General features: G+C 69.3%; 11 protein-coding genes. 2 read left to right on the top strand and 9 right to left on the bottom strand.

Annotated features, from left to right (window positions below; all coding sequences use genetic code 11):
- Window positions 1–103: 103 nt before the first annotated feature.
- Window positions 104–1,450, top strand: coding sequence for a tetratricopeptide repeat protein (locus ACFYTE_RS02210; RefSeq protein ID WP_388704032.1), 1,347 nt, complete (start codon window positions 104–106; stop codon window positions 1,448–1,450).
- On the opposite strand, the gene ACFYTE_RS02205 is transcribed toward ACFYTE_RS02210, so the two are convergent.
- The 4 genes from ACFYTE_RS02205 to ACFYTE_RS02190 all read right to left on the bottom strand — a co-directional run bounded on the left by ACFYTE_RS02205 (window position 1,451) and on the right by ACFYTE_RS02190 (window position 4,007).
- Window positions 1,451–2,308 carry a methionyl-tRNA formyltransferase gene (locus ACFYTE_RS02205; protein WP_388703645.1) on the bottom strand — a complete coding sequence of 286 codons (858 nt, stop codon included), beginning with the start codon at window positions 2,306–2,308 and terminating at the stop codon, window positions 1,451–1,453. It lies immediately after the preceding gene.
- Window positions 2,309–2,473: 165 nt separating this feature from the next.
- Window positions 2,474–2,908: an N-6 DNA methylase gene (locus ACFYTE_RS02200; RefSeq protein ID WP_388703642.1), complete on the bottom strand. Its 435-nt coding sequence runs from the start codon at window positions 2,906–2,908 to the stop codon at window positions 2,474–2,476.
- Between the two features lie 106 nt (window positions 2,909–3,014).
- Window positions 3,015–3,518: a hypothetical protein gene (locus tag ACFYTE_RS02195; RefSeq protein WP_388703639.1), complete on the bottom strand. Its 504-nt coding sequence runs from the start codon at window positions 3,516–3,518 to the stop codon at window positions 3,015–3,017.
- Window positions 3,519–3,812: 294 nt separating this feature from the next.
- Window positions 3,813–4,007 carry a hypothetical protein gene (locus tag ACFYTE_RS02190; protein ID WP_388703637.1) on the bottom strand — a complete coding sequence of 65 codons (195 nt, stop codon included), beginning with the start codon at window positions 4,005–4,007 and terminating at the stop codon, window positions 3,813–3,815.
- A gap of 200 nt (window positions 4,008–4,207) precedes the next feature.
- Here ACFYTE_RS02190 and ACFYTE_RS02185 point away from each other — a divergent pair, with 200 nt between their 5' ends.
- Complete coding sequence (locus ACFYTE_RS02185; RefSeq protein WP_388703634.1) at window positions 4,208–6,328, top strand: prolyl oligopeptidase family serine peptidase; 2,121 nt, start codon at window positions 4,208–4,210, stop codon at window positions 6,326–6,328.
- Between the two features lie 127 nt (window positions 6,329–6,455).
- Here ACFYTE_RS02185 and ACFYTE_RS02180 read toward each other — a convergent pair whose 3' ends face one another.
- From ACFYTE_RS02180 to ACFYTE_RS02160, 5 genes are read right to left on the bottom strand one after another with little or no spacing between them, the layout of a single operon-like run.
- Window positions 6,456–7,505, bottom strand: a complete 1,050-nt coding sequence (locus ACFYTE_RS02180; protein WP_388703631.1) for an ABC transporter ATP-binding protein — start codon at window positions 7,503–7,505, stop codon at window positions 6,456–6,458.
- Complete coding sequence (locus ACFYTE_RS02175) at window positions 7,498–8,472, bottom strand: ABC transporter ATP-binding protein (protein WP_388703628.1); 975 nt, start codon at window positions 8,470–8,472, stop codon at window positions 7,498–7,500. Before ACFYTE_RS02175 ends, ACFYTE_RS02180 begins: the two co-directional genes overlap by 8 nt.
- A 5-nt stretch (window positions 8,473–8,477) precedes the next feature.
- Window positions 8,478–9,455 (bottom strand): ABC transporter permease, encoded by a 978-nt coding sequence (locus ACFYTE_RS02170; RefSeq protein WP_388703626.1) that lies wholly within the window; start codon window positions 9,453–9,455, stop codon window positions 8,478–8,480.
- The gene (locus ACFYTE_RS02165) at window positions 9,448–10,371 is read right to left on the bottom strand and encodes an ABC transporter permease (RefSeq protein WP_388703623.1); all 924 of its coding nucleotides are present in this window, start codon (window positions 10,369–10,371) and stop codon (window positions 9,448–9,450) included. The genes ACFYTE_RS02170 and ACFYTE_RS02165 overlap by 8 nt, the downstream gene beginning before the upstream one ends.
- A 6-nt stretch (window positions 10,372–10,377) precedes the next feature.
- Complete coding sequence (locus ACFYTE_RS02160; RefSeq protein ID WP_388703620.1) at window positions 10,378–12,000, bottom strand: ABC transporter substrate-binding protein; 1,623 nt, start codon at window positions 11,998–12,000, stop codon at window positions 10,378–10,380.
- Between the last annotated feature and the right edge of the window lie 74 nt (window positions 12,001–12,074).

The raw sequence follows: 12,074 nt of genomic DNA, 5'->3' as shown, positions 1-12,074 counted from the left end.
TCCGACGACTCGGGCTGCACCCTGGCAACGAGTTCGGCCTGCCCGCAGCCGTGAGCCTCGCCGGGAGCGACCCGTCCATGTGCGGGGCCTGTTGGACACATTGGTGCGATCCCATCTGCTGGAGCGGCGCCCCGGCGGTCGCTACGAGTTCCATGACCTGCTGCGGGCCTATGCGGCGGAGCAGGTCCGGCGGGAGGAGAGCGAGACGGAGCGGACAGAGATCCTCAGGCGCTGTCTCGCTTGGTACCTACACACCGCGTACGCGGCACAGTGCGCCATGGCGCCGTTCGACCGCTACGACATGGACGACCGGATTCCCGCACCCGCCACTGCCCTCCGCTTCGAGAACTACCGGTCCGCGTTCGACTGGTACCGCGCGGAGAGCGCCAACCTCGTCACCGCCACTCGTGCCGCCGCCGATGCCGGATTCCCGGAGATCGCATGGCGATTGGCCGTAGTGCTGCGGGCCGTCTACATGCATCAGAACGCCTTCGACGACTGGGAGGCGACTGCCCGGATCGGCGTCGAGGCCGCAGCACGCACCGGAGAGCAACACGGTGAGGCGGAAGCGCTCGAAACTCTGGGAAAGGCCGCCTTCCAGGCATTGCGGCTCGATGAGGCGGAGGAACATCACCGCGACTCGCTAGCCCTTCGCCGGCGTATCGGCGACCGCCGAGGCATGGCGGTGTCCGTCAACGCTCTCGGCCTGCTCGGACTACGTCGGCGACGGCTCGACGAGGCCAGTGCGCACTTCGCGGACGGCGCGGAGATCTTCCGTGAACTGGGCGACCGCCGATGGACGGCATTAGTACGGAGCAACCTCGCGGAGACGCTGTGCGAACTCGGTCGGGGTGAGGGGGCCCAGGCCCTCATCGAGCAGGTGCTGGCCGACTTCCGCGAACTCGGTGACCGCGCCTGCGAAGGCAATGCTCTATGCCTGCTGAGCTGGGCACAGCGCACATCAGGCGAGGCCGAAGCAGTTGCCCGCTCGATCCACGCTGCCCTGTCGATCGCTGACGACGAGAACAACGAAGTGTGGCAAGGGCATTGGTGGGCCGAGGCGGCACGAGTCGAGCGGGCCCGCGGGAATCGTGAGGAATCCCTCCGCCTGTTCCAGAAGTCCGCCGCCGTTCAGCAGAAGCTCGGTGACGCGTTCAGGGAAGCCAACGCACTGGACGGAGCGGGCGAAGCGTACCAGTCGCTGGGACGCTTCGAGGAGGCAGCAGAGCTGCACCGACGCGCCGCGAATACCTACCGCCGGCTGGACTCCCCCTGGCAGCTCGCCCGCGCCCAGGCACATCTCGCCGACGCGCTGACGTCCTCGGGCGATCACGAATCGGCGCGCGCCACCCGAGAGGAAGCGCTGCACCTGCTCGGTTCGTTCGACGACCCCAGAGCAATCGCGCTGACAGAGAAGGTGGCACAGCGTCTGAGTGATGATGACGGATAGCTAATCGCCAGCTGCCACGAACTCCGAAGCCGTGATCCATACGGGCGCGTCGGCACAGTCCAGACGGATTCCGTCGACTGAGGTGAGACTGGTCCGCAGGACCTTCAAGCGACGGCCGTCGACCGTTGCCGTAGGGCCGAGGCCGGCGCCCATGAACTGGAAAGTCCGTACCTGGTTATGGACCTGACGCGCGGTCATCGTGGTATCGACTGCGAAGAACTCAGGTTCCAGCAACCCCGCATAACTGACGCCGTCGGCGGACTGCGGTTCGCCCGCTGATGGGTCCCGCACCCGTTCCAGGGCAATGGTGAGCTGTTCGCGCAGCACCGGGGACAGACCAGTCCACAGGCTCCGGCGAGTCACATCGTCGGGCAGCGGAACGCCGCCTTGCTGGGCCAGCACCGGGCCGGTGTCGAATTCCTCATCCATGCGGTGAACTGTCACGCCCAGGTCCGGGTCGCCATTACGGATCGCCCAGAGCACTGGAGCCGGGCCGCGATATTTGGGGAGCAGCGAGGAGTGAATATTGAGCACGCCGTAGCGCGGGATCTGCAGTACGGATCGTGGCAGCCGCCACGAGAATCCATAGCAGACGAGCAGGTCAAGACCGTAACCTCGTAACGAGGCACCCAGTCCTTCGGAACTGCCCGGCAGCAGCAGGTCGACGCCCCTCGGCAGCGCTGCGGTGATCTCGCCTGCGATGCGTGCCGCACCCTCGTCCGTGGGCTTGCGGGGGCGCATCGAACGCGAGAACGCGTAGACGACCGGGTCATGGCCCGCTACGGCGCACGTTTCATGTAGGGCGGCGAACTCTGCCGCGCCGAAGGAGACCAAGCCGATACGCATGCCGTCAGCCATGGGCAGGAGCCTAGTGGGACGGGCCACGCTTGTGAGCTGCAATTCGGCCTCCTCACCCTGGCTATGGGCTCTCCCCCAGCGACGCTCTGGCACGGCGTCGTGTCTTACGGTGCTCGTCAGTGTCCCCGTCGGAGCGGCGCCAGGGTTTCGGCCCTGTGGGGCGGGTCAGGCGTACCCCCGTATCACGGTAAGACCCTCACTTCGGCCCAAGTGGTCTTCCGCGGACACAGCCCATGGGTGACGCCCCAGCGATCGGCGAGCGCGTCGACCAGGCACCTTCTCGCCGGCGCCGCCTTCGAAGAGGACGTTGTCGGGGAGGACGACGGCGGCACGGCCCCCGACCGGCGTGAGCGACATGATGCGTTGCAGCAAGTTCAGCTGCTTGTTGGTGGTCGTGGCAGTGAAGTCGTGACGGTCGTACTGGATGTCCTCCTTCTCGTCCTCGCCGTCCTGGCCGATGACGGTGATCGCGGACTTGCGGCCGAAGGGCGGGTTGGCGACGACGAGGGTGGCGTGCCGGCCGCTTGACTTCTCGGCGAGGGCGTCGCCGACATGGATGAGGCTGGGCCCGTCGCTCCTGCCGATTCCGTGGAGGAGCATGTTCACGGCATGGTCGGGAATGCAGGACTGCGCGGCGATGAGGAAGCCGCCAGTGCCGCGGCGGGGTCCGTGATGGTGTCGTCGGGGCCGGGTCGGGTGACGTCGATCAGGGCGCGGGGCGTCGGCGAATATCGTGCCGATGGTGGTGTCGGGGTGCTGGCCTAGGTGTTCGAGGATGTTCCGGTAGTGCTTCTCCAGCTCCGGGCCGCGCTTGCCGACGAGCGACATCGGCGACGTACGCCGACTTCGAGTTCCGCACGCTCTCGATGAGCGCCTCGGCCCGGGCCCGCCGCTCCGCCTCAATGCGGTTACTCGCCTCGGACAGCTTGATGCGTGACTCGGCCAGGGAGCGCCGATGGCCCTCCAGCGCCTCCTGGAGTTCCGCGATCTCCTCGGGGTCGACGGAAGCCGCCTCGACCGAGAGCGTCGGCGAGACGAACGCAGCCACGGTCCGTTTGCCGCCCATGGACCGGTCGAAGAGATCGCCCAGCCGCCAGCACAGATCCAGCGCTTCGAGCGCCTTCGTGGTGTCGAAGAGATGGTTGTGCGCGGCGTCGTTGCGTCCCCGGCGCAGCTTGTCGAACGCCTCACGGCTCCAACCGACGAGCACACCGGCCCGCGTGAGCGCGTTGAGACGGTCGAACTGGGTCGATCCCTGGACGCGCGTGCCCGTACGGGTGACGAACTCCTCGGCCAGTACCTCACCGAACTGCCCCGCGCTGACGTACGCGGCGTGAGGATTGGTGAAGACCGTGAACCGCCTGCGATCCGTAGATGGCCAGAAGAGGCTGGGCCCTAGATCCGCCTATCTTACGGAGCCGGGGACCACGAAACAGCGGAACAGGACAGGTGACGGCCGACCGCCGGTCGCGTCAGCGTCCGGCGGTCCACGCTGAGGCACGGGTCAGAACTTGATGCCGCCGATCATGCTGGCGACGTTCGTGGTCAGCTCGCTGATCGTGGGCGCGATGGTGGAGGAGGCGAGATAGAAGCCGAGCAGGATGCAGACGACCGCATGGCCGCCCTTCAGCCCTGACTTCTTGATCAGCAGGAAGACGACGATCGCCAGCAGCACCACCGCCGAAATCGAAAGTGCCACGGCGGCTCACCTCCAAGGATCCCAGGGACGCGGGGGTTCGGACTATGGGGGTTGTGGATCGGTTGTAGAGCAGAACAGCACATCCATGCAGAAGCCAGCAGGTTCATACCCACTCAGCGGTAGTGATCATAACTATCCGTGCTCGCGCATCGGTCGGCGCACGGCCGCACAAGGGGGCGCATGGCCAATATGGTCAAGGCATGACGACCGAGCCTGACTCCTTCCCCCGGCGGCACGCCCGCACCCAGCGGTTCACCCTCGGCGCGCCGCGCGCGTTCAGCGTGGCGCCCGACGGATCGCGTGTCGCGTTCCTGCGTTCCGAATCCGGTACGGACCGGGCCAACTCCCTGTGGGTGCTCGACACGGAGGACGGCCAAGAGCGCCTTGCGGCCGATCCGCGCGCCCTGTTGGGCGGTGCCGTGGAACACCTGTCGCCCGAGGAGCGGGCCCGCCGCGAGCGCAGCCGTGAGGGCGGTGCCGGCATCGTCGGCTACGCCACCGACACGGCCGTGGAGTTGGCCTCTTTCGCCTTGTCAGGGCGGCTTTTCACGGCGGAGCTGCGGGCCGGCACGGCGCGCGAACTCCCGGTGCCGGGGCCGGTGATCGATCCCCGTCCCGCCCCCGACGGACGGCATGTCGCCTATGTGGCGCGGGGCGCGCTGCGAGTGGTGGACACCGCGGGCGAGCACGACCGGGCGCTGGCGGAGCCGGAGTCGGACGGGGTCGCCTACGGGCTGGCCGAGTTCGTGGCGGCCGAGGAGATGGGGCGGGCGCGGGGCTTTTGGTGGGCGCCGCAGGCGGACCGGCTGCTCGTGGCGCGGGTGGACGACACGCCGGTGCAGCGGTGGTGGATCGCGGATCCCGCCCGGCCGGAGCGTGAGCCACACCACGTCGCCTATCCGGCGGCGGGCACGGCGAACGCGGACGTACGGCTGTTCGTGATCGGTCTGGACGGGTCGCGCACGGAGGTGGTCTGGGACCGGGCGCGCTATCCGTATCTGGCTCGTGTGCACTGGTCAGAGGCGGGTGCGCCGCTGCTCCTCGTGCAGCCGCGCGACCAGCGCAGCCAGCTGTTTCTGGCCGTCGAACCGGAGTCGGGGGCGACCCGGATGGTGCACGCGGATGAAGATCCAACATGGCTTGAACTTTTCCCCGGGGTGCCCTGCTGGAGCCCGTCCGGACAGCTCGTCCGGATCGCCGACGAAGGGGGCGCGCGGGTGCTCGCGGTGGGTGAACGCCCGCTGACGGGAGCACAGTTGCACATCCGTGCGGTGCTCGACGTGGGCTCCGACGACGTGCTGGTCTCGGCCTCGGCCGGCGAGGAGGCCGGCATCGGTGAATCGGCCGAGATCGGGGAGGTGCATGTCTACCGGGTGAACGAGCTGGGCGTGCAGCGGGTGTCGCAGGAGCCCGGTGTGCACACGGCGGTGCGCGCCGGTGGTGTGACGGTGCTGATCTCGGCCGCCCTCGACCGGCCGGGCGCCCGGTGCCAGGTGCTGCGTGACGGAAAACCGCCCGCGACTGTCCGGTCGCACGCCGAAGACCCCGGTTTGTCCCCGCGCGTGACCCTCACCCAGGGGGGCGCACGTCGAATTCCGTGCGCCGTGCTTATGCCGCGGGACTACCCCTCCGACACACTCCTGCCCGTGCTCCTCGACCCCTATGGCGGGCCGCACGGACCGCGCGTGGTCGCCGCGCACAACGCACATCTGACCTCGCAGTGGTTCGCCGACCAGGGCTTCGCGGTGGTCGTCGCCGACGGCCGCGGCACCCCCGGCCGCTCGCCGGCCTGGGAGAAGGCGGTGCACGGCGACTTCACCGTCGCCCTGGACGACCAGATCGAGGCGCTCCAGGACCTCGCCAAGACCCATCCGCTCGACCTGAGCCGGGTGGCGATCCGCGGCTGGTCCTACGGCGGCTGGCTGGCGGCCCTCGCCGTGCTGCGCCGCCCGGACGTCTTCCACGCGGGCATCGCGGGCGCCCCGGTCACCGACTGGCGGCTGTACGACACCCACTACACCGAGCGCTACCTCGGCGACCCGGAGCGCGACGCGCAGGCGTACGCCCGCAGTTCCCTCGTCACCGACGACGGCCTGTCGGCACCGGCCGAACCGCATCGCCCGCTGATGATCGTGCATGGGCTCGCCGACGACAACGTGGTGGTCGCGCACGCGCTGCGGCTGTCCTCCGCGCTGCTGGCCGCGGGCCGCCCGCACGAGGTGCTGCCGCTGTCCGGCGTCACCCATATGACCCCGCAGGAGCAGGTCGCCGAGAACCTGCTGCTGCTTCAGGTGGACTTCCTCAAGCACTCCCTGGCATAGCGGGCAAAAACCCGCGAACCGCCGTAACACACAGGCAACTTCACGGAAGCGGTACCGATATACGGACGCGGGACGCTGAACAGCGTACGGCCGTGCGGGTGCCGTAAACGGGCCGGGGTGCGCCATGTCATCCCGGCCCGTTGCCGTGCTTCTCGACCGGCACCACCTGCTTCTCCTCCGCGAAGTGGCAGGCCGAGTCATGGGCCGCGGGACCGGAGGTGTGCCGGAACGCCTCCGGGACCGCGAGGGCCGGCACCTCCCGCGCGCACCGCTCCTGCGCCTTCCAGCAGCGGGTGCGGAACCGGCAGCCGGAGGGGATGTCCGTCGGCGAGGGCACATCGCCCGTCAGGATGATCCGCTCACGGTGCGCACGGGCCTCCGGGTCGGGCACGGGCACCGCGGAGAGCAGCGCCTGGGTGTAGGGGTGTGTCGGGTGGTCGTAGATCTCCGTGTCGGTGCCGCTCTCCACGATCCGCCCGAGGTACATCACCCCGACCCGGTCCGCGATGTGCCGCACGATCGACAGGTCGTGCGCGATGAAGACGTAGCTGAGGTCGAACTCCGCCTGAAGCCGCTCCATCAGGTTGATCACCTGTGCCTGCACCGACACGTCCAGCGCCGACACCGGCTCGTCGGCGACGATGATCTCGGGACGCAGCGCCAGCCCGCGGGCGATGCCGATGCGCTGGCGCTGGCCCCCGGAGAACTGGTGCGGATAGCGGTTGGCGTACTCCGGGTCGAGTCCGACGACGTCCAGCAGCTCCCGGACCCGCCTGCGCCGATCGCCCTTCGGGGCCGCCTCCGGGTGGATCTCGAACGGCTCCCCGATGATGTCGCCCACCGTCATCCGCGGGTTGAGGGAGGTGTACGGGTCCTGGAAGACCATCTGGATGTTGCGCCGTACGGCCTTCAGGGCGCGCCCGGAGAGCCTGGTGATCTCCTCGCCCTTGAACCGGATCGAACCGGCCGTCGGCCGTTCGAGGCTGCACAGCAGCCGCGCGACCGTCGACTTGCCGCAGCCCGACTCGCCGACCAGGCCGAGGGTTTCGCCCCTGGCCAGCGTGAAGTCGACGCCGTCGACCGCCTTCACCGCGCCGACCTGCTTCCTGAAGAGGATGCCGCGGGTGAGCGGGTAGTGCTTGACCAGCCCGCTGACCGCCAGGATCGGCTCAGCCATCCAGGCACTCCCGCCAGAAGTGACAGGCACTCCCGCGGTTCTCGTCCACGGTGTACAGCGGGGGTTCGTCCGTGCGGCACACGTCCCGCGCCATCGGACAGCGTGGATGGAAGGCGCAGCCGGGCGGGATGTGCATGAGGTTCGGCGGCAGGCCCTTGATCGCGTACAGCTCCCGGCCCTTGCGGACCAGGCGCGGGATGGAGTCCAGCAGCCCCCGGGTGTAGGGGTGGGCGGGGGCCTTGTAGAGGTCGTGCACCGGAGCCGACTCGACGATCCGGCCCGCGTACATCACGGCGATCCGGTCGGCGACGTCCGCGACCACGCCCAGGTCGTGGGTGATCAGGACGAGCCCCATGGTGTACTCGCGCTGCAACTCGGCGAGCAGGTCCATGACCTGGGCCTGGACCGTGACGTCGAGCGCGGTGGTGGGCTCGTCGGCGATCACCAGGGCCGGTTCCAGGGCCAGCGCCATGGCGATCATGATGCGCTGGCGCATGCCGCCGGAGAACTGGTGCGGATAGTCGCGCACCCGCTGCGCCGCGCCCGGGATGCGCACCCGGTCCATCAGCTCGACCGCCCTGGCCCGGGCGTCCCTCTTGGACATGCCGCGGTGCACCACGAACATCTCGCCGAGCTGGTCGCCCACGCTGAGCACGGGGTTGAGGGCGGACAGCGCGTCCTGGAAGATCATGGCCAGTTCGGCGCCGCGGATCCTGCGCCGCCCGTCCTCCTTCAGTTGCAGCAGGTCGCGGCCCTGGAAGAGGATCTCCCCGCCGGTGATCCGGCCGGGCGGCATGTCCAGGATGCCCATCACGGCCTGCGCCGTCACCGACTTGCCGGAGCCCGACTCGCCCAGCACGGCCAAAGTCTCCCCTGCGGCCACCCGGCAGGTGACGCCGTTGACGGCTCGGGCGACGCCGTCCCGCGTCGTGAACTCCACGTGCAGGTCGCGCACTTCGAGCAGCACGCGGCTCACCTCAGCTTCGGGTCGAGGGCGTCGCGCACCGCGTCGCCGAGCATGATGAACGCCAGGACGGTGATCGCCAGGGCGCCGGAGGGCCACAGCAGCGCGTGCGGGGCGTTGCGGATGTACAGGGAGGCGGCAGAGATGTCGATCCCCCAGGACACGCTGGGCGGTTTCAGTCCGACGCCGAGGTACGACAGGGTCGCCTCCAGCGCGATGTAGGTGCCGAGCGCGATGGTCGCCACCACGATCACCGGCGCGACCGCGTTGGGTGCGATGTGCCGCAGCAGGATGCGGGCGGGGGAGGCGCCGAGCGCCCGGGCGGCCTGTACGTAGTCGTTCTGCCGGGCGGTGATCACCGAGCCGCGGGCGATGCGGGAGATCTGCGGCCAGCCCAGCAGCACCATGAACCCGACGACCGGCCAGACCGTGTTGCTGGTCACCACGGAGAGCAGCACCAGACCGCCGAGCACGACCGGGATCGCGAAGAACACGTCGGTGAGGCGGGACAGCACCCCGTCCCACATCCCCCCGAAGAAGCCGGCCAGACCGCCGAGGACCGAGCCGAGGACGGCCACCCCCAGCGTGGCGCAGACGCCGACCGTGACGGACGCCCGGGCGCCGTACACGGTCCGCGTGTAGACGTCGCAGCCCTGGCCGTCGTAGCCGAAGGGGTGGCCGGACATGGGCCCCTCCTGGGCCTTGGAGAGGTCGCAGGCGAGGGGGTTGCCGGAGGCGATCAGCGAGGGCCACAGGGAGATCAGCACGAGGAAGAGGATCACCAGGCCGGAACCGACGAAGACCGGGTCGCGGCACAGGTCGTGCCAGGCGTCGGACCACAGGCTGCGCGGCCTGCCCCGGGGGCCGGTGCCCTCGGGCCCGCCGGGCGTCCGCTCCAGGGTGGCCGCCTCGCTGGCCGCGAGGTCCATCGCGCCGCCCATGCCGGCGGCGGAGATGGCGCCCTCGGGCTCGTGCCGCTCAGGCATAGCGGATCCTCGGGTCGAGTACGGCGTACAGCAGGTCGACGAGCAGATTGGCGATCAGGAAGACCAGCACGAGGACGGTGACGAAGCCGACCACGGTCTGTGTGTTCTGCCGCACGATCCCCTGGTAGAGCTGGTAGCCGACGCCGTGGATGTTGAAGATCCGCTCGGTGACGATCGCGCCGCCCATCAGGGCGCCGATGTCGGCGCCGATGAAGGTGACCACGGGGATCAGGGAGTTGCGCAGCAGGTGCCGGGTGATCACCCGGCGCCGGGGCAGTCCCTTGGCGACGGCCGTGCGCACATAGTCGGCGCGCCGGTTCTCCGCGAGGGAGGTACGGGTCAGCCGGGTGACGTAGGCGAGCGAGACGGAGGCCAGGACGAGTCCCGGCACGATCAGCTCGCCGAAGGCGGCCTCCGGCGGGACCGACGGTCTGATCCAGCCCCACTCGACCCCGAGCAGCAACTGGAGCAGCAGACCGGTGACGAAGGTCGGTACGGAGATGACGACCAGGGTGGCCAGCAGCACGCCCGTGTCGCCGGGCCGTCCGCGGCGCAGTCCGGTCAGCACGCCCAGCGCGACGCCGACGACGATCTCGAAGAGGATCGCCACGACCGTGAGCCGGACGGTGACGGGGAAGGCCGTCGACATCAGCTCGGTGACCGGCTGGCCGTTGAACGCGGTGCCGAAGTCCCCGGTGAAGACCTTCCCCATGTAGGCCAGGTACTGCTGCCACACCGGCCGGTCGAGGCCGAGGTCCCGTTTCAGCTGGGCGGCCGTCGCCGGGTCGCACTGCCGCTCGCCGCACAGGCCGGCGACGGGGTCGCCCATCACGTTCACCATCAGGAAGATCAGCAGCGTGGCCCCGACGAACACCGGGATCATCTGGAGCAGCCGCCGCACGACATAGCGCCCCATGACGGCTCAGCCGACCTTGATCTCGTTGTAGACGGGGACGCTGAAGGGGTTGAGCGCCACGTCGGACAGCCGCCGCGAGTAGCCCGCGCTGCCGTTCTGGTACCAGAGCGGGATGGCGGCCATGTTGTCCCGGACGACCCGCTCGGCCTGCTGGAAGGTGGCGACCGATCTGCGGGTGTCGGTCTCGGCGTTGGCCCTGTCGACGAGCCGGTCGAAGTCCTTGTCGGACCACTTGCCGTCGTTGGAGGAGGCGCCCGTGTAGTAGAGCGGCTGGAGGAAGTTCTGGATGAGCGGGTAGTCCATCTGCCAGCCGGACCGGAACGGGCCCGTCATCCGGTGCCGGCCGATCTGGTTGCGGAAGTCGGCGAAGGTGCCGACCGGGCGGCCGATGCAGGCCCTGTCGTTGCCGAGCGCGTTGTTGATGGAGTTGCAGACGGCGTCCACCCACTCCCGGTGCGAACCGGTGTCCGCGTTGTAGGTGATCGTGACCTGGCCGCCGGGGATGCCGCCGCCCTCCTGGACCAGTTTCCTGGCCTGGGCGGGGTCGTGGTCGCAGGCCCTGCCGCACAGGCCGGCCTGGTGTCCGCCCTCGGTGCCGAGCACGGGCGAGGTCCAGTCGGTGGCCGGGGTGCGGGTGTTCCGGAAGATGGTCTCGGTGATCTGCTTGCGGTTGATCGCCATGGACAGGCCGGTGCGGACCTTCTCCGCGCCGGGCCTGCTCCAGTTCTTGTCGTAGTACGGGAAGGCGAGGGTCTGGATGATGCCGGCGGGGCTGTTGATGTAGCGGCCTTCGAGGTCGCTCCTGACGTTCTTGAGCTGCGCGGCCGGTACGTCGTCGACGAGGTCGAGATTGCCGGCCAACAGGTCGGTGTAGGCGGTGTTGTTGTCCGTGTAGACCGTGAGGTTCACGCCGTCGTTGCGGGCCTTGTCGGCGCCGGGGTAGGCGTCCCACTTCTTCAGGGCCAGCTGGAAGCCCCTGGTGTAGGAGTCGATCCGGTAGGGCCCGTTGCCCACGGGTTTGGCCAGCCAGGCCGCGTGGTCGGTGAAGAACGCCCGGGGCAGCGGGGCGAAGGCCGCGTAGCCGAGGGTGTCCGGGAAGCCGGAGAACTGCTGGTTGAGCCGGACCGTGAAGGTGCGGTCGTCGACGACCCTCAGTCCGGAGAGCGTGTCGGCGCTCTGGGCCCCGGTGTCCGGGTGGACCTTGTCGTAGCCGTCGATGTAGCCGAAGAAGTAGGCGTTCTTCTGGTTGTTCCTCAGGCTCGCGCCGTAGTTCCAGGCGTCGACGAAGGACCTGGCGGTCACCTTCTCGCCGTTGGAGAAGGTCCAGCCGTCCCTGAGCGTGATCCGGAAGTTCCGCGAGTCCGTGGTGTCGATCTTCTGGGCCAGCATGTCCATGGCGCGGCCGGTCTTCGGGTCGTAGCGCTTCAGGCCCCGGAAGATCAGGTCGAGCACCTTGCCGCCCTGGACCTCGTTGGTGTTCGCCGGCTCCAGCGGGTTCTGCGGATCGCCCCAGGATGCGCTGAACACCGAGCCGCGCTGCGCGTCGGTGCCGCTCCCGCCGCAGGCGGCTGCCGCGAGCACCACCGCGGCCGGCAGAGCGACCCGCGTGAGGTGTCTGGCTCTGCGCATGGAGGGCCTCCTCTGGACCACGCGGGTACGCACCGTGACGCCCACCCCTGAGCATCGATCGATCACCCGCTCAT

The organism is Streptomyces sp. NPDC004629 (assembly GCF_042873595.1).
GTDB lineage: Bacteria > Actinomycetota > Actinomycetes > Streptomycetales > Streptomycetaceae > Streptomyces.
This window is presented reverse-complemented; position numbering and strand designations above follow the sequence as displayed.